We start from the raw sequence: 17,438 nt of genomic DNA on the forward strand, positions 1-17,438 counted from the left end.
ACACCACCGTGACGAACAACGTCCGCCCGAAGCCCGACACCGTCCAGGACGCCGCCGCGACGCCCGACAAGGAGCAGCCGTACGAGGCACTCGGGCTCAAGGCCGACGAGTACGCGAAGATCCGCGAGATCCTCGGGCGCCGCCCCACCTCGGGCGAGCTCGCGATGTACTCCGTGATGTGGTCGGAGCACTGCTCGTACAAGTCGAGCAAGAACTACCTCCGTCAGTTCGGCAAGAAGGTCACGCCGGAGATGACGAAGAACCTGATGGTCGGCATGGGCGAGAACGCCGGTGTCGTCGACGTGGGCAACGGCTGGGCGGTGACCTTCAAGGTCGAGTCGCACAACCACCCGTCGTACGTCGAGCCGTACCAGGGCGCCGCGACCGGCGTGGGCGGCATCGTCCGCGACATCATCTCGATGGGTGCACGCCCGGTCGCCGTGATGGACCAGCTCCGCTTCGGCGCGATCGACCACGAGGACACGGCGCGCGTCGTGCACGGCGTGGTCGGCGGCATCTCGTTCTACGGCAACTGCCTCGGCCTGCCGAACATCGGCGGCGAGACCTACTTCGACCCGGTGTACCAGGGGAACCCGCTCGTCAACGCGCTCGCGGTCGGCGTCCTGCGACACGAGGACCTGCACCTGGCGAACGCGTCCGGTGCCGGCAACAAGGTCGTGCTCTTCGGCGCCCGCACCGGCGGTGACGGCATCGGCGGTGCGTCGATCCTGGCATCGGACACCTTCACCGAGGGCGGCCCGACCAAGCGGCCGGCGGTCCAGGTCGGCGACCCGTTCGCCGAGAAGGTCCTCATCGAGTGCTGCCTCGAGCTCTTCCAGAAGGAGCTGGTCGAGGGCATCCAGGACCTCGGCGCCGCGGGCATCTCGTGCGCGACGAGCGAGCTGGCGTCGAACGGCGACGGTGGCATGCACATCTCGCTCGACGACGTCCTGCTGCGCGACCCCACGCTCACGGCAGAGGAGATCCTCATGTCCGAGAGCCAGGAGCGCATGATGGCGGTCGTCCGCCCCGAGAAGCTCGACGAGTTCCTCGCGGTCGTCGGCAAGTGGGAGGTCGAGACCAGCGTCCTGGGCGAGGTCACCGGCACCGGTCGGCTCGTCATCGACTGGCAGGGCCAGGAGATCGTGAACGTCGACCCGCGCACGGTCGCCGTCGACGGTCCGGTGTACGACCGCCCGGTCGCCTACCCGTCCTGGATCGACGCGCTGCAGGCCGACACCGCCGCCTCGCTCGAGCGTCCGGCCGACGGTCCGGCGCTCAAGGCGCAGTTCCTGCAGCTCCTCGGGTCGCCGAACCTGGCGTCGAAGAACTGGGTCACGAACCAGTACGACACCTACGTGCTCGGCAACACCGCGCTCTCCTTCCCCGACGACGGCGGCATGATCCGCGTCGACGAGGAGACCGGCCTCGGCGTCACCGTCGCGACCGACGCGAACGGCCACTACTGCCAGCTCGACCCGAAGCAGGGCGCACGCCTGGCGCTGGCCGAGGCGTACCGGAACGTCGCCGTCACCGGCGCCGTCCCCGCAGCGGTCACCGACTGCCTGAACTTCGGCTCGCCGGAGAACCCCGAGGTCATGTGGCAGTTCTCCGAGGCCGTCGAGGGCCTGGCGGACGGCTGCATGGAACTCGGCATCCCGGTCACCGGCGGCAACGTGTCGTTCTACAACCAGACGGGCACGACGCCGATCCACCCGACCCCCGTCGTCGGCGTGCTCGGCATCATCGACGACGTCGCCCTGCGCGTGCCCTCGGGCTGGCAGGACGACGGTCACAACGTCTACCTGCTCGGCACGACGAGCCTCGAGCTCGACGGCTCGGCGTGGGCCGGCACCGTGCACGGGCACCTCGGCGGTCGTCCGCCGGCGGTGGACCTCGCGCAGGAGAAGGCCCTTGCGGACCTGCTGTACGCGGCCTCCGGCGAACAGCTGCTGACGAGCGCCCACGACCTGGCGGACGGCGGCCTCGGCCAGTCCCTCGCCGAGTCGGTGCTGCGCTTCGGCATCGGCGTGCGTGTGGTGCTCGACGAGCTCGAGGAGCGTGACGGTGTCGACACGGCAACCGCGCTGTTCTCCGAGTCGACGGGTCGCGTCATCGTCACCGTCCGCCGCGAGGACGACGTACGGTTCCGCGGGCTCTGCGAGGGCCGGGGCTTCCCGGTGCTGCGCATCGGTGTGACGGACGCCGCGTCCGGCACGCTCGAGGTGCAGGGCGCGTTCGAGGCGTCGATCGACGAGCTGCGCGGTACGCACGACGCGACGCTGCCGGCGCGGTTCGGTGACGTCATCGTCGAGGACGTCACCGAGGGCTACGTCGGGCGCGGGCCGCTCGACGACCACGGCTCGTTCTCGCCGCGCACCGACAGCTGACACCGCCAGCAGACGGCTGACACCCGCTGCCGGCCGACCGCCGAGAGCGGGCAACCGGAAGCCGACAACACCCGCCGACGGCGGTCAGCGTGAGCTGACCGCCGTCGGTCCGTCACGACACCTCAGGAGCACCCCGCGCGCATGCCGATCGTCACCCTGCCCTTCGCGGACCTCGTCGACCGGTTCGGCCCGGTGCCGGACGGCGTCGAGCTCGACGTCTGGGACGTCGAAGGCCCCTACGACCGACCCGACGACGTGGCGATCACCCTGCTGCCGTTCTACTTCGCCGGCCGGCACCGGTGGCAGTTCGTGCACGACCTCCCGAACCTCCGGCTCCTGCAGCTCCCGAGCGCCGGGTACGAGCACGCGCTGCCGCACGCTCCGGCGCACGCCCAGGTCGCGAACGGCCGGGGCATCCACGACGACGAGACGGCCGAGCTCGCGGTCGGGCTCGCGCTGACCTCGTTGCGCGAGATCCACACGTTCCAGGCCGACCGCACGGCCGGGGTGTGGGACGTCCGCACCACCCGCTCCCTCGCCGATCGTCGGGTGACGGTCGTCGGGTACGGCGCGATCGGGGCCGCGATCGCCACCCGGTTCGAGGCGATGCGGTGCGACGTCACCGTCGTGGCACGCTCAGCGCGGGAGCAGGACGGTCGACACGTCCACGCCTTCGGGGATCTCCCGGAGCTCGCGGCCCACACGGACGTCCTCGTGCTCATCACCCCGCTCACCGACGAGACCGAGCACCTGGTCGACGCCGACCTGCTCGCCGCACTGCCCGACGGCGCCCTCGTGGTGAACGTCGCACGCGGGCGGGTCGTCGACACCGACGCCCTCGTCGCGGAGCTCGAGCGCGGCCGACTGTCGGCAGCGCTCGACGTGACCGATCCGGAGCCGCTCCCCGCCGGGCACCCGCTCTGGACGACCCGGAACACCGTGCTGACGCCGCACGTCGGTGGGAACACGGACCTCAGCGTGCCGCGGACCCTCGAGCTCGTGCGGCGGCAGGTGTCCTCGCTGGCTGCCGGTCACCCGTTCGCCAACGTCGTCCACGGCTGACGCCCGGCTCCGTCAGCGCAGCGGCAGCGCCATCCCCAGGCTCGGCGCGACGTCCTCGAACCCGAGTGACCGGTAGAGCCGCTGCCCGGGCGGATCCCCGACGAGCGTGATGTACGCCCCCTCGGGCGCACGGGACCGGATGTCCGCCACGAGCCACTCGACGACGGCCCTGCCGAGCCCTCGGCGCTGATGGTCCGGGTCGGTCGCGATGTCCGCGATGTGGAAGTACCACCCGCCGTCGCCGATCGTACGACCCATCGCGACGGGGACGTCCTGGCCGTCGACCACGTGCACCGCGGACCAGCTGCCGGCGATCGCCCCCGCGCCCTGCTCAGCGTTCTTCGGCGACAGGCCGGAGTCCCGCCGCAGGCGCAGGTAGTCCTCGAGCGGCGGCGGTCCGACCACCAGCCGGTACCCGTCGGCGAGCACCGCGGACACACCCGTCCCAGGCCCAGCCGCAGCGCCGGCCCCGGCCCCGGCCTCGGCCTCGGTCACGACCGCGCGCCCTCCGGCACCGGCACGATGCACGCGGGCGACCCGACGGCGATCTGGGCCACGGCGTCGCCCGGTACACCGTCGTCCCCCACGGGCAGCACGGCGATCGCGTCGGACATCTGGTTCGCCACCAGCAGGTACCCGGGCACCTGCGCGAAGTGCCGCGGCCAGACACCGCCGCACGACGTCGACCCGACGACCGTCAGCCCGTCGTCCGCGGTGTCGAGCACCACGATCAGGTCCCGCCCGCGGACGGCCACGACGACGCGTCCGGCCTGGTCGACCTCGACGTGGCTGAGGAGCGACTCCCCGACCTCACCCTCGAAGACCGGCGCCGAGGCGATCGGCCGCAGGGTCCCGGAGTCGTCGCGACGCAGGCGGTACACGCGCCCGTCGAGCTCCCCCGCGACGACGAGATCGGCCCCGTCCCCGGCACCGGCACCCAGACCGTCCCCGGCACCCGCACCGGCACCGGCACCGGCACCAAGACCGTCCCCGGCACCCGCACCCGCACCGGCACCGGCTCCGGCACCGAGCCAGGCCATGTGCCGCGGCCCGACCCCGGGTCCGAGGTGGTGCACGCGGACGAGGTCGATCGCCGGCTCCGCCGTCACCCGGAACTCGTGGAGCGCATCACCGCCGAGGTCCGCCACGAGCACGGTGCCGTCGGGCGTCGCGATCGACTGGTGCGCGTGCGGCCCCTCCTGACGGTCCTCGTCGGGACCCTCGACGTCGGGCAGCACGCCGGTGACGACCGCCGACTCGGGGACGACGACCCGGTCCCCGCTGCCGTGCGCGCCGACGACGCCGTCGCTCGCGGTGACCGATGCGGCATGGGACTCCGCAGCCTCGAGCGACACGGCGGTCACGGTGCCGGAGACGTAGTTCGTGACGACGAGCGCACCGGAGGGGTCGACCCGCACGTGGCAGGGGGCGTCACCGCCGGCGTCCGCGTCCCACCGGTGCTCGAGCGAGCCGCCGGCGTACCGGAAGGCCGAGACGCTGCCGTCGGCCGTCTCGGACACCGCGTAGACCCGGTCGCCGGACAGGGCGAGGAACGACGGGTCGTCCATGACGGCGACGGTGGTGGCCGTCGATCCGTGCACGACCGAGATGCCGGTCGCGTTCCCGCCGCCCGTCGCGGTGTACGACCCGACGAGCAGGTGCAGGTCGGCGAGATCGATCGGGAACCCGTCGGCCGTCGCGGCCGTGTCCCCGCTCACCGCTCGCCGCCGGCGATGCGCTCGTGGTGGTGGATGACCTCGGCGACGATGAAGTTCAGGAACTTCTCCGCGAACGCCGGGTCGAGGTGCGACTCGGCGGCGAGCTGTCGGAGCCGCGCGACCTGCACCTGCTCGCGACCCGGGTCGGCGGCCGGCATGCCCGCACCGGCCTTCAGGTACCCGACCCGCTGGGTGTACTTGAAGCGCTCGGCGAGCATGTGGATCACGGCGGCGTCGATGTTGTCGATGCTCTGCCGGATGCTCGCCAGCTCGGCGACCGCATCGTCGTGGACGGGCGTGGACTCGTCGGCACTCATGGCCCGAGCCTACCGGCGACACTCCGCCGCGAGGGCTCCGTGACGGGCGGACACGAGCACGGCTCCGGGGCTGCGAGAATGGAGGCCATGTCGGTCCTGCTCGTGATCTCGGGCGTGTGTGCGGTCCTCGCGGGCCTCGTGCACGTGTACATCTTCTTCCTCGAGTCCGTTGCGTGGACGAGTCCTCGCGTGCGCCGCGCGTTCGGCATCGCCTCGGAGTCCGAGGCGCAGGCCACCCGCTCCCTCGCCTTCAACCAGGGCTTCTACAACCTGTTCCTCGCCATCGGTGCGATCCTCGGTGTCGTCCTGGTCCTCGCCGGCAACGGTGCCACCGGCTGGACCCTCGTGGTGTTCTCGACGGCGAGCATGCTCGGTGCCGCGGTCGTCCTGGCCGGTACCGGCCGCCGCTACCTCAACTCGGCCTTCGTGCAGGGCTCGCTGCCGCTGATCACCCTGCTCTTCGCCTTCATCGGCTCCACCTTCACCGCCGCGTAGCCCCGCCACAACCTCCCGAAGCGCGGCGTTCGAGCCCATCACGCGTGCAATGGGATGACGATCCGCGCATCGGAAGCAGGAAGAACCTGCCTCCTACGCGCGGACCAGCCCCCGAGGCGCGGAACAGCCCCCTACGCGCGGAACGGCACCCGACGCGCGGAACGGGACCCGGCACCGGACGGGAGGCGCGGTACCGGCCCGCACCGCGCCTCCCGGCCGACGGTCGGTCACCGCTACCCCGTGCGAACGCAGCAGACGCCGGGTCGCGAACCGCGACCCGGCGTCTGCCGGACTCCCCCTGTGGCGGTCGGTCAGCCGACCTTCTTCGCGAACTCGTCCGGCAGGCGGTCGAGCGCCCACTCGATCGCGGCGGTCGTGCCGAGCGAGAACGCGTTCGACACATCGGCGTCGTCCACGACGATCGAGTGGCCCTCCTGCACCGACGGGACCTTCTGGAACAGCGGGTCGGACTCGGCCTTCGACGCGTCGACGAAGATCGGCAGGATGACCGTCAGGTCGGCGTTCAGCAGGTCGAGGTTCTCCTCGGACAGGCTCACCGAGAAGGCGTCACCGGCCTGCTGGTCGATGGCCTTCGGGATGGTGAAGCCGAGCTGCTGCATGAAGGTGGACCGGCTGTCCTTCGAGGCGTACGCGCCGAAGCCGTCCGCCGTGTAGGCGCCGACGACGGCGGTCTTGCCGTCGAACTCGGGGTGCGCCTTCCGCGCCGCGGCGTACGCGTCGTCGAGGTCGGTCAGCAGCTTCTTGCCCTCGGACTCCTTGCCGAGCGCACGCGACACGAGGTCGACCTGCTGCTCGGTGGTGGTGAGGTAGTTCTCGCCGCCCTTCGGGATCGCCACGGTCGGCGCGATGGCGGAGAGCTTGGCGTAGCGGTCCTTGTCACCCGAGCTCTTCGTGTCGAGGATCAGGTCCGGCTTGAGCTTCAGGATCTGCTCGTAGCTCGGCTCGAGCGTCTGGATGATCGTCGGCTTCTTCGTGTAGGCGTCCTTCAGCCAGGGGCCGACACCGTCACCGCCGAAGCCGAGCCAGTCGCTCGCGCCGACGGGCTGCACGCCGAGCTCGAGCGCGGTCTCCGCGTCACCCCAGCCGAGGGCGACGACGCGCTTCGGCTGCGAGGGGATCTCGGTCGTGCCGAGCGCGGTCTGGATCGAGACGGGGAACGCGCCGCCCGAGCTCGAGGCGCCGTCGGACGCGGCGGGCGACGAGGAGCCGGAGGTGCACCCGGCGAGGACGAGGGACGCGGCGACGACGGCGCCGGCGGCCGCGAGCACGCGGCGGACGCGGCGCGCTGAGGGGGAGGTTCGGATCACACAGGTAAGGCTACCCTAAGAACCGCTCCGGCGGACGCGGAACGGCTAGGCTCCGGACGTGGAGTTCACCGATCCCGACCGGACCCGGCTGGCCGTGCTGGGCTCCCCCATCGCGCACTCGCTCTCCCCCACGCTGCACGCGGCGGCCTACGACGTGCTCGGGCTGCCGTTCACGTACGGGAGGCACGAGGTCGCCTCCGGTGGGCTCGACGCGTTCGTCGCGGGGCTGGGTACCGACTGGCGCGGGCTCAGCCTGACCATGCCGCTCAAGCGGGACGTGCTGCCGATGCTCGACCGCACGACCCCGCTCGTCGACGAGCTCGGGGTGGCGAACACCGTCGCGTTCCGGCAGGAGGGCGACCGGGTCGTGCTGGCCGGCGCGAACACCGACGTCGAGGGCATCGTGCGTCCGGTCGAGGCGCTGGGGCACCTGCCGGGCGAGGCCACCATCGTGGGCGGAGGGGCGACCGCGGCGAGCGCCATCGCGGCTGCGGTGCGGCTCGGGGCCGTCGACGTGCGGCTCTTCCTGCGCGACACCGCGAAGGCCGGGCCCCTGGTGGAGCTGGCGGTGCGGCTCGGGGTGACGCTCGAGGTGCTGCCGATCGACTCGCTGCCCGGCACGACGCACGGGTTCCTCGTGTCGACCCTGCCCGGTGGTGCTGCGGACTCGCTCGAGCTCGTGCCCTCGGGGCCGGACGCGGTGCTGTTCGACGTGGCCTACGAGCCGTGGCCGACGGCGGCGGCCGGACGATGGGCTGCCGCCGGGGGCCGGGTGCTCAACGGGCTCGACATGTTGACGGAGCAGGCGATCGGGCAGATCCGGTTCTTCGTGAGCGGCGACGAGTCCGAGCTGCTGCCGGACGAGGCCGAGGTTCGGCGGGCGATGCGGCGGTCCGTGGGGCTGCCGGACGCGATCACGGGCTGAGCGCTCCTGGCCCCACCCCTGAACGAGTCCGCACCTCGCCGGCCCCGCACCACACCGATCTCCCCGAGGGATGTGGCCACCATGACGGTCACCGACACCCCGCCCCTCGGCGTCGGCGCGACGATGCCGCGCCGACGCCGCGCTGACGGCTGACCCACCGGAGATCTCGTGACCGACCCCTCGAACACCGCGGCCCGCTCGGCCCGCGCCGCCCACCGCCGCGGTCCGAGTCGCGCGCAGGTCCTCCGCCGCCGGACGTTCACCGTCGTCACCGCGGTCGCCGCCCTCGCGCTGGTCGGCGGCGGGGTCGCGGTCGCGCGGACCGTCGTCGACCTGGACACCGGCATCCACCGGTCGGACATCCACCTGCCTGTCGCCGGAGCATCATCGAGCAGCAGCGCGGTGCCGCAGGCCCAGGGGGAATCGAACATCCTGGTGATGGGGCTCGACAGCCGTCGGGACGAGGACGGCAACGTGCTGCCGGCCGCGACCTACCAGGCGCTGCACGCCGGGGACGGCTCGGACGGCGGGTACAACACGAACGTCCTCATGCTCATCCACATCCCCGCAGGCGGTGGACCCGCGATCGGCATCTCGATCCCCCGCGACGACTGGACGACGCTCCCCGGCGCTCCGGACGGCAACGCCACGGGGAAGATCAAGCAGGCGTACGGCTACGAGCTCGACCAGACGCTGCGGCACATCGTCAACACGGAGCCCGGGGTCACGCACGACGACGCCTACCAGCAGGCCCGGTCGGCCGCGCGGCAGGAGGAGATCACCACGGTGTCGCAGTTCCTCGGCGGCGTCCCGATCAACCACTTCATCGAGGTCACCATGGCGGCCTTCTACGACATCGCCCAGGCCGTGCAACCGATCCAGGTCTGCCTGAACGAGACGACCTCGGACACGTACTCCGGTGCGGACTTCCACCAGGGGCTGCAGTCGCTCGACGCATCGCAGGCGCTGTCGTTCGTCCGGCAGCGGCGCGACACGAGCGGTTCGGGCGTCGAGCTGACCGATCTCGACCGGGAGCGCCGCGAGCAGGCGTTCATCGTCGCGCTCGCGTACAAGCTCCGGCACGAGGACGTGCTGACGAACTTCCCGCTCGTGCAGCACCTGATCGACACCGCGAAGCAGGACATCGCGCTCGACTCCGGGTTCGACCTGCTGTCCTTCGCCGGGGACGCGCAGCGGTTCGCCGGCGGCGGCATCACGTTCCAGACGCTCCCGATCGTCCGGTACGGAGTCGAGGACGGGCAGGACGTGAACATCGTCGACCTCGCGCAGATCCGCTCGACCACGGCAGCGCTGATCGCTGCGTCCGACCACCCGGGCACGACCGCCTCGGCGACGCCGACCACGGGTGGGACCGCTGGCGGCGGGACGACGACCGGTGGGACGACGACCGGCGGGACGGGCGCCAGCGGGACCAGCGCTGGGAGGACGACCGCGGGCGGAACGAGCGTCGGCGCGTCGACCGCGGGCGGCACGACCCCCTCCACGACCACGACGAGTGCCGCGCAGCCCCTCGCCTCCGGCGGGATCCCCTGCGTCAACTGACCGGGGACGGGCGGTCAGGCGACGACGCCGTCCACGTAGAACCACCTGCCCTGCTCGCGGACGAATTCGCTCGTCTCCTCGAGCGTGCCGCGGTCGTCGTCGGTGCGCCACCACGCGCGGAAGGCGACCTGCCCTGCGGAGTCGAACGGGCCTCCCGACCGGGTCGACACGATGTCCAGCCGCGTCCAGCGCTGCGTCGGGTCGAGCGTCAGCTCGTCCGGCCGGGTGCGCGGGTGCCAGGTGAGCAGCAGGTACTCCGGCAGGCCGAGGGTGAACGCGGTGAACCGGGAGCGCATGAGCCGTTCGGCGGTCGGGGCCGCGGCGCCCGCGTGCAGGGGCCCACAGCACTCGCCGTAGGGGTTGCCGCTCAAGCAGGGGCAGCGCTGTTCGTCGTCCACCCGGGCACGGTAGCAGCGACCGATCCTCGCAGCATCGCCGGGTAGAAGGAACACGTGTACCGGCTCGGATGGCAGGTGTTGCGCGGGCGCCTCGGGGACGTCCTCGACCGCGGTCGTGTGCGCCGTGCCCTCTGGATCGCCGCCGGGATCGCTGCGATCGCACTCGTGGTGCTCGTCGCGACCGAGCTGACCTGGGACTGGGCCGGACCGGGCCCCCTCCGGCCCATCGCCGCCGTCACCTTCGCCACACTCGGTGTCCTCGCGATCGCGTACTCGTGCTTCCCGACCGCTCGCGAGCCGAGGCCCGAACGAGGCATCGACGACCGGCAGGTCCGACCCGACCGGCAGCTGTCCGTCCGGTGGTCGGTGCAGCCCTACATCGGCCGGCGGGCGCAGCCTGTCGCGCCCGAGGACCGCGAGGACGTCCTGCACGACGTCCCGCTGCTGCAACAGGGCCTGGTGCGACGGCTCTCACGGCTGGGTCCACTCCTGGTGGGCGCGGCTTCCGGCGGGCTCGCGGCGCTCGTCTCCGGGCAGGTCGAGGTCTTCGTCGTCCTCTGGCCCTTCGTGTACCTCTTCACGCTGCCGAACATGGTCCGGCAGCTCGGCACCGCCGAACGCGCCCGCCTCGCGGCGCTCGACACGGCTACACCGACCCCGAAGCACCGTCCGCTCTGGCGTCGGCACCCGCACGGGTCGACGGTCCGCCTGCCGGACGAGTGACCGCCGCGGCCTCGCACCACTGTCGGCAGCGCCGGGCACACTGGGCGCATGTGTGGAAGGTTCGTCGTTTCCGACACCACGGCCGATCTGCTGCCCGAGCTCGTGGGTGAGCTCGCCGCGCGCACCGAGCACGTCGACGAGGAGACGGGCGAGGTGCACGCCGGCCTCGCCCCGAGCTGGAACGTCGCACCGACCGACCCCGTGTACGCCGTACGGCAGCGCCACGGGCAGCGCGAGCTCCCGCAGATCAGCTGGGGCTTCGTGCCGAGCTGGGCGAAGGACTTCCGGAAGCAGCGGCCGAAGCCGATCAACGCCCGCATCGAGACGGTGGCGACGAGCGGCATGTTCAAGCGGGCGTTCGCGACGAACCGCTGCATCGTGCCCGCCCTCGGCTACTACGAGTGGGTCGTCCGCGAGGACGGCAAGGAACCCCACTTCGTCCACGAACCCGGCGGTGCGCTGGCGATGGCGGGCATCGTGAGCGCCTGGCCGGATCCGATGAAGCCCGAGGACGACCCGGAGAAGTGGCGGCTGTCGCTCGCGATCATCACCCGCGACGCGCACGTCGCCCCCGGTGAGGTCCACGACCGGATGCCCGCCTTCCTCACCCCGGACGGCTACGGCGACTGGCTCGACGGGGACCTCGGCTCCGACGACCTGCTCGCGCTGCTCGACCACGAGTCGCTCGCGGTCGCGGCCGGGCTCGAGCAGTACGAGGTCTCCCGCGCGGTGAACAGCGTGCGCAACGACGGCCCGCAGCTCATCGAGCCGATCAGGTGAGCGCTGCGCGCCACGGACCGCTCCCCTGACCGGAGGACACTGCGACCCGACGAATGGGCGACCCGAGGACACGGCGACCCGACGTCGGGTCGCGACCACGGACGACGGACGGGAGGCCCGGATCACGTGCGCCTGTCGGCTGACGTGGTCCGGGCCTCCCGTCCCGTTCGTGTGGTGCTGTCGTCAGGACCCGCTGCGGCGGCGCGTCCCCGTCACGACCGTGGCGCCGCCACCCCGGCGTCGGACCACCAGGAACAGCCCGGCCAGGACCATCGCGACGGCCGCCAGGCCGAGCCCGACGAGTCCGGTCGTGCCGGTGAAGGCGAGCTTCGCGATGTGCGCCGCGGCGGCGAGGCCGGTCGGGAAGGACACCTCGATGGTGGCGCGGACCATCTGCGCGGCGCTGTCGAGCACCGTGTAGTCGATCGAGGTGCGCGCTGCCCAGCCGTGCTCGGGGGTGAACACGACCGTCCCGTCCTGGACCTGCCAGGTCCCCATGCCCTGCACGACGACCCGGTCGGTCGGCGCACCGCTGGCGGGGTCGACCAGGTGCAGCGTCGACGGCACGAAGTGCGCTCCGCCGCTGGCGTGGTCGTTGTCGATCGGACGGATGGTGACCGGGTGGTCGACCGCACCGACCGCCGAGTCGTCCGTGGCGGTGGCGGCCGCGACGACCGTCATGACCGCGGTCGCCGTCGTCGTCTGCCCGGACGCGTCGGTCACCGTGTAGGTGAAGCGGTCGGTGCCGGTGAACCCGGTCGTGGGCGTGTAGACGTACGAGCCGTCGGGGCGGACCGTGACGGTGCCGTGCGCGGGCCCCCGGTCGAGGGCGGCGGTCAGGCCGGTCCCTCGGTCGTTGCCGAGCAGGCCGTGCTGCGCGTCACGGGCGATCGCGGTGCCGGCGACCGTGCTGGCGCTGTCGTCGGCGGCGGCGATCCCGACCGTGATGGTGACGAGGGCCTCGGCGTGCTGCCCCTCGGCGTCGACCACTTCGTAGGTGACGGTGTCCACGCCGGAGAAGCCGGCCTCGGGCGTGTAGACGAACGTGCCGTCGGCGGCGATCGTCACGGTGCCGTGCTGCGCACGGCCGACCGACGCGACACGGAGTGCGGAGCCGCGGTCGTTGCCGAGCACGCCCGGACCGCGCACCGTGACCGGCGTGCCGGCGGTGGTGCGTGCCGCGTCGGCGCCCGCGGTCGGGGTGACCGTGATGGTGACGAGGCCGGTGGACGTCTGCCCCTCGGCGTCGGTCGCCGTGTAGGTGAAGGTGTCCGTGCCGGAGAAGTCCTCCGCCGGCGTGTAGACGTACGAGCCGTCCTTCGCCAGGTCGACCGTGCCGTGCTGCGGCTTCCGGTCGAGCGTCGCCGTGAGTCCGGTGCCGGAGTCGTCGGCGAGCACACCGCGCTCAGCGGGGACGGTCAGCGTGCCGTTCGTCGTCGTGGTGCCCTGGTCGGGGGTCGCGACGGCGCCGACCAGGACCGTCACCGTGGCGGTCGCGGTCTGCCCGGAGGCGTCGGTGACCGTGTACGCGAAGGTGTCGGTGCCCGACCAGCCCGTGGTGGGCGTGTAGACGAGCGTGCCGTCGGCCGCCTTCGTGACGGTGCCGTGGCGCGGCTCGGTCGCACCCGTGACGGTGAGGCCGGAGCCCGTGTCGTTGCCGGTGAGGGTCTCCGGCGAGATCGCGAGCGAGGTGTTCGCGGGCGTCTGCAGGACGTCGTCGCCGGCGGTCGGGGTGACCGTGACCGTGACCGTCGCCGTGGCGGTCGAGCCGGTGCCGTCCGTCACCGTGTAGGTGAAGGTGTCGGTGCCGGACCAGCCCGCTGCGGGCGTGTAGGTCACGCCGGTGTCGGTGGTGCGGACGGTCCCGTTCGCGGCGGTGCCGACCCCGGTCACCCGGAGCGCGGTGCCCTTGTCGTTCCGCAGGACGGGGACGTCGACCGGGGTGTCCGTCGTGGTGGTCACGGCGTCGTCGACGGCCTTCGGTGCGACGGTGATCGTGACGGTACCGGTGGTGGTGTTCCCGGAACCGTCGGTGATCGTCACGTCGAAGGTGTCCTTGCCGGAGTACCCCGGCTCGGGCGTGTACGTGTACGAGCCGTCCTTGCCGACCTCGACCGTGCCGTGGCCCGGGTCGGTGTTGTCGGTGACCGCGAGGTCGGTGCCGGTCGCCCCCGCGAGCACGCCCTTGTCTGCGGGCACGACGAGGGTGCCGTCGGCGGTGGCGTCGGCGTCGTTCGCGACGACCACGGGCGTGATCGTCACCGTGACGGTGCCCTCGGCCGTGTTGCCGTTCGCGCCGGTGACCCCGTACGGGAACGTCGCCGTGCCCGAGGTGCCCGGAGCCGGGGTGTACGTGATCGTGCCGTCGGCGTTCAGGACGACGGTGCCGGCGCTCGGCTGCCCGACCGAGGTGACGGTGAGCCCGGAGCCGTGGTCGTTGCCGGTCAGGTCACCCGAGGTCACCGTGACGGGCTGGTCGGCCGCGGTGCGGATCCGGTCGTCCTCGGTGCGGGGCGTGACCGTGATCGTCACGAGACCGGTGCTCTTCTGACCGGACGAGTCCGTCGCCGTGTAGGTGAAGCGGTCCGAGCCCGACCAGTCGGCGGTCGGCGTGTAGGTGTACGAGCCGTCGGCGGCCAGGTCGACCGTGCCGTGCAGCGGCTCCTCGTCGAGCGTCGCGGTCAGGCCGGTGCCCTGGTCGTTCGCCAGCACGCCCTTCGCCTCGCCGACGGTCAGCGTGGTGGACGCCGGGACGGTCGCGGTGTCGGCGGTCGCCTGCGGTCCGACGATGACGACGACCCACGAGGACGCCGTTCCGCCGGAGGCGTCGCGCACGTCGTACCAGAAGGTGCCGGTGCCCGAGAAGCCGTCGGCCGGGGTGTACACGGCGTTGCCGTCCGCGTCGAGCGCGACGGTGCCGTCGGTCGCCCGGCTCACACCGGTGACGGTCAGGCCGGCGCCGGAGTCGTTGCGGAGCAGGGTCGACGCGGGGACGGTGACCGGGGTGCCGGCGGTGGTCGAGGCATCGTCCGACCGCGCGATCGGCGCGACGGTGATCGTGACGGTCGCCTGGGCCGAGCTGCGTCCGCTCTTGTCGACGACCTGGTAGGTCAGGGTGTCCGTGCCGGACCAGTCGGTGGTCGGGCGGTACTCGATCCGGCCCTGGTCGTCGACCGCCGCGGTGCCGTGTGCGGGCTGCGTCGCGATCTGGGTGCCGAGACTGGTGCCGAGGTCGTTGCGCTGCACGTCGACGGTGACCGGGGTGTTCGCTGCGGTCGACGCGGTGTCGTCCTTCGCGGTCGGCGGCACGACGACGGTGACGGTGGCTGTCGCGACGGTGCCGGCGGCGTCGGTGACCGTGTACTGGAAGGTGTCCGTGCCGGAGAACCCGGTGGCGGGCACGTAGGAGTAGGTGCCGTCGGGGTTCAGCGTGAGCGCACCGTGGGCCGGCTGCGTGTTCCCGGTGACCGTCAGGCCGGTGCCGCGGTCGTTGCCGAGCAGGCCGTCCTGGCGCGTGGTGGTGGTGAGGGTCTCACCGGCGCGCGTGGTCAGGGTGTCGTCGTTCGCGGCAGGGCGCACGAGGACGGTCACGGTGACGGTGTCGGACTTCCCGTTGCCGTCGGTGACGGTGTAGTCGAAGGAGTCGTTGCCCGAGTAGCCGTCGGCCGGGGTGTACGTGTACGAGCCGTCCGACCCGACGGTGACCGTGCCGTGCGCGGGCTGGGTCGATCCGGTGACGGTCAGGTCGGTGCCCTGGTCGTTGCCGAGCAGGCCCGGAGCGCCGACCGTGGTCGGCCCACCGGCGGTCACGGTGATCGAGTCGGCGGCCGCCGCGGGCGTGACCGTCACGGTGACGGTCGCGGTCGTGGTGGCGCCGTTGCCGTCGGTCGCCGTGTAGGTGAAGGAGTCGGTGCCCGAGAAGCCGGGTGCCGGGGTGTACCGGTAGGACCCGTCCTTCCCGAGCTCGAGGGTGCCGTGCGTCGGGTCGGTGTGGCTCGTGATGGTCAGGTCGCTGCCGCCGTCGTTGGCCAGGAGGCCGTTGGCTGCGTCCGCGGACGCGGTCCCGCCGGCGCGCACCGAGAAGGCGTCGTCGGTGCCCTTCGGCGTGACGGTCACGGTGACGGTGCTCGTCGCGGTCTGCCCGGAGGAGTCCTTCGCCGTGTAGGTGAAGGAGTCGGTGCCGGAGAAGCCCGCGGCGGGCGTGTAGGTGTACGAGCCGTCGGGACGGACCGTCGCGGAGCCGTGCGCGGGCTGCGTGTTCGAGACGACGCTCAGGCCGGTGCCGCTGTCGTTCGCGAGCACACCGTCGGCGGCGCTCTTCGTCACGGCGGTGCCCGAGGTCGTGGTCGCGGTGTCGGCGGTGGTCGCGACGTGCGTGGCCTTCACGGTGTTGGCGAACGTGACGACGACGTCGGTACCGTCGGCGCTCGTGGCCGCGGGGAAGTCGAAGGCGGCCGTGTTGCCGTCGCCCTGGGCGATCACCGCACCCGAGTTGATGTTCTCGGCGCGCCAGGTCGTCGCGTAGTTCGCGAGGTCGGTCGTGCCGGCTGCCTTCTGCGTCGCCGTGTACCGGTTCTTCGGCGTGGTCAGGACCGCGCCGGCCTTCTGCGACTGCACGCCGTCGGTGGAGTCCGCCGTGGTCGCGGTGTTGCCGGTGCTGACGCCGCCGCCGGTGACCTCGAGGGCGAACTGGTCACCTGACGCCCAGCGGTGGTCGACGCTCGACTGCGCGGAGAGCGTGTTGGCGTAGTTGCACGTGGCGAGGTCGCTCGGCGTGTAGCCACCGGCGATGGTCACCGGGTCACCGACCTGCTTGCCGGAACCCGGGTCGATCTTGTAGACCGTCGACCCGACCGACGCGAACAGGTAGCCGTCGGCGGAGAAGCCGATGCCCGGGCTGCCGGCGGTGCTCGCGTCGATGGGCAGCGTCGCGACGAGCGTGCTGGTGAGCGCCGTGGTGCCGGCCGTGGTCGGGACCGTGTCGCCGTCCACGCGGCGGATCTGGTTGCCGGTCACCACGAAGAGCAGACCGCGGGTGCTGAACGCCATGTCGCCGTTCTTGCCCGTCAGCAGGTTGCCGATCGTGCCGACCTGGCCGATCTTCGTGCCGGTCTTCGTGTCATAGGCGCCGAGGTAGGCGGGGTTGGCGCCGCTCGCGTAGTAGTAGATGCCCGTCGCCGGGTTGATCGCGCCGCGGAGCAGCTGGTGGTTGCCGCTCGGGTCCGCGTTGGTGACGTCGGGGTTCCGGACGCCGTTGACCGCGTCGTACGAGGTGATCGTGTTGCCGTTGTTCACCGCGGCGTAGGCGGCGACACCGTTGCGGGCGACCGCGAGGGCGTTGTCGGCCGGGTCCATCCGGGTCACGTTCGTCACGGCACCGGTGGTCGCGTCGATCGCGGCGAGCTGGTTCTGCGCCGTGTTGATCGCGTAGAGCGTGTTCTGGTCGCACGACAGCGCCGTCGCAGCAGCGGCCGGATCGGCGACGACTGCCTGCGTCACGCCGACGGCGCCGAGCAGGGCGACGCCGAGCATGGCGACGGTACGGATACCGGGTCGTGGGCGCGCGTGGACGCGTCCGGGCACACGGGTGCCCTGGTGCACAGGCAGCATGAGTCACTTTCGGGTCGAGACGATGCTGACGCCGAACTGACGTGACGGTCCGTGCATGAGGGACCGTCAGTGGCGTCGTCCCGATCCTGGCAGGACTCTGAGTGTCGAGGGGGGCAACAGTGGTCCCCA

General features: G+C 72.2%; 13 protein-coding genes. 7 read left to right on the forward strand and 6 right to left on the reverse strand.

Annotated features, from left to right (window positions below):
• Positions 1-8: 8 nt before the first annotated feature.
• Positions 9-2,390 (forward strand): phosphoribosylformylglycinamidine synthase subunit PurL, encoded by a 2,382-nt coding sequence (purL, locus tag QUG98_RS03000; protein WP_289469138.1) that lies wholly within the window; start codon positions 9-11, stop codon positions 2,388-2,390.
• Positions 2,391-2,531: 141 nt separating this feature from the next.
• The gene (locus QUG98_RS03005) at positions 2,532-3,452 is read left to right on the forward strand and encodes a 2-hydroxyacid dehydrogenase (protein ID WP_289469139.1); all 921 of its coding nucleotides are present in this window, start codon (positions 2,532-2,534) and stop codon (positions 3,450-3,452) included.
• Positions 3,453-3,464: 12 nt separating this feature from the next.
• Here QUG98_RS03005 and QUG98_RS03010 read toward each other — a convergent pair whose 3' ends face one another.
• The 3 genes from QUG98_RS03010 to QUG98_RS03020 are packed head-to-tail and all read right to left on the reverse strand — an operon-like array spanning position 3,465 to position 5,487.
• Positions 3,465-3,947, reverse strand: a complete 483-nt coding sequence (locus QUG98_RS03010; RefSeq protein ID WP_353067819.1) for a GNAT family N-acetyltransferase — start codon at positions 3,945-3,947, stop codon at positions 3,465-3,467.
• A complete protein-coding gene (locus tag QUG98_RS03015) occupies positions 3,944-5,170 on the reverse strand; it encodes a lactonase family protein (RefSeq protein ID WP_289469141.1) in 1,227 nt (408 codons plus the stop codon). Before QUG98_RS03015 ends, QUG98_RS03010 begins: the two co-directional genes overlap by 4 nt.
• Positions 5,167-5,487: a chorismate mutase gene (locus QUG98_RS03020; protein ID WP_058729807.1), complete on the reverse strand. Its 321-nt coding sequence runs from the start codon at positions 5,485-5,487 to the stop codon at positions 5,167-5,169. Before QUG98_RS03020 ends, QUG98_RS03015 begins: the two co-directional genes overlap by 4 nt.
• An 87-nt stretch (positions 5,488-5,574) precedes the next feature.
• Here QUG98_RS03020 and QUG98_RS03025 point away from each other — a divergent pair, with 87 nt between their 5' ends.
• Entirely contained in the window at positions 5,575-5,982 is a 408-nt protein-coding gene (locus tag QUG98_RS03025; protein WP_289469142.1) for a DUF1304 domain-containing protein, read from the forward strand.
• Between the two features lie 311 nt (positions 5,983-6,293).
• On the opposite strand, the gene QUG98_RS03030 is transcribed toward QUG98_RS03025, so the two are convergent.
• Positions 6,294-7,310, reverse strand: coding sequence for an iron-siderophore ABC transporter substrate-binding protein (locus QUG98_RS03030; protein ID WP_289469143.1), 1,017 nt, complete (start codon positions 7,308-7,310; stop codon positions 6,294-6,296).
• A gap of 58 nt (positions 7,311-7,368) precedes the next feature.
• On the opposite strand from QUG98_RS03030, the gene QUG98_RS03035 reads away from it, so the two are divergent.
• Positions 7,369-8,235: a shikimate dehydrogenase family protein gene (locus tag QUG98_RS03035; RefSeq protein ID WP_289469144.1), complete on the forward strand. Its 867-nt coding sequence runs from the start codon at positions 7,369-7,371 to the stop codon at positions 8,233-8,235.
• 168 nt (positions 8,236-8,403) lie between these two features.
• The gene (locus QUG98_RS03040; RefSeq protein ID WP_289469145.1) at positions 8,404-9,798 is read left to right on the forward strand and encodes an LCP family protein; all 1,395 of its coding nucleotides are present in this window, start codon (positions 8,404-8,406) and stop codon (positions 9,796-9,798) included.
• 14 nt (positions 9,799-9,812) lie between these two features.
• Here the strand turns inward: QUG98_RS03040 and QUG98_RS03045 are convergent, their stop codons facing one another.
• Complete coding sequence (locus QUG98_RS03045) at positions 9,813-10,196, reverse strand: YchJ family protein (RefSeq protein ID WP_289469146.1); 384 nt, start codon at positions 10,194-10,196, stop codon at positions 9,813-9,815.
• A 54-nt stretch (positions 10,197-10,250) separates the two neighbouring features.
• On the opposite strand from QUG98_RS03045, the gene QUG98_RS03050 reads away from it, so the two are divergent.
• Positions 10,251-10,919, forward strand: a complete 669-nt coding sequence (locus tag QUG98_RS03050) for a hypothetical protein (protein WP_289469147.1) — start codon at positions 10,251-10,253, stop codon at positions 10,917-10,919.
• A gap of 48 nt (positions 10,920-10,967) precedes the next feature.
• Positions 10,968-11,699 carry an SOS response-associated peptidase gene (locus QUG98_RS03055; RefSeq protein WP_289469148.1) on the forward strand — a complete coding sequence of 244 codons (732 nt, stop codon included), beginning with the start codon at positions 10,968-10,970 and terminating at the stop codon, positions 11,697-11,699.
• Between the two features lie 183 nt (positions 11,700-11,882).
• On the opposite strand, the gene QUG98_RS03060 is transcribed toward QUG98_RS03055, so the two are convergent.
• Entirely contained in the window at positions 11,883-17,231 is a 5,349-nt protein-coding gene (locus tag QUG98_RS03060; RefSeq protein ID WP_289469149.1) for a beta strand repeat-containing protein, read from the reverse strand.
• Between the last annotated feature and the right edge of the window lie 207 nt (positions 17,232-17,438).

Source organism: Curtobacterium subtropicum (assembly GCF_030362975.1).
In the GTDB taxonomy this organism is placed as follows: Bacteria; Actinomycetota; Actinomycetes; order Actinomycetales; family Microbacteriaceae; genus Curtobacterium; species Curtobacterium subtropicum.

What these genes read in the sequence shown, in the direction of transcription:
- QUG98_RS03005 (WP_289469139.1), top strand. Translation starts at nt 2,532, where the DNA reads ATGCCGATCGTCACCCTGCCCTTCGCGGACCTCGTCGACCGGTTCGGC.
- QUG98_RS03020 (WP_058729807.1), bottom strand. Translation starts at nt 5,487, where the DNA reads ATGAGTGCCGACGAGTCCACGCCCGTCCACGACGATGCGGTCGCCGAG.
- QUG98_RS03025 (WP_289469142.1), top strand. Translation starts at nt 5,575, where the DNA reads ATGTCGGTCCTGCTCGTGATCTCGGGCGTGTGTGCGGTCCTCGCGGGC.
- QUG98_RS03055 (WP_289469148.1), top strand. Translation starts at nt 10,968, where the DNA reads ATGTGTGGAAGGTTCGTCGTTTCCGACACCACGGCCGATCTGCTGCCC.
- QUG98_RS03060 (WP_289469149.1), bottom strand. Translation starts at nt 17,231, where the DNA reads ATGCTCGGCGTCGCCCTGCTCGGCGCCGTCGGCGTGACGCAGGCAGTC.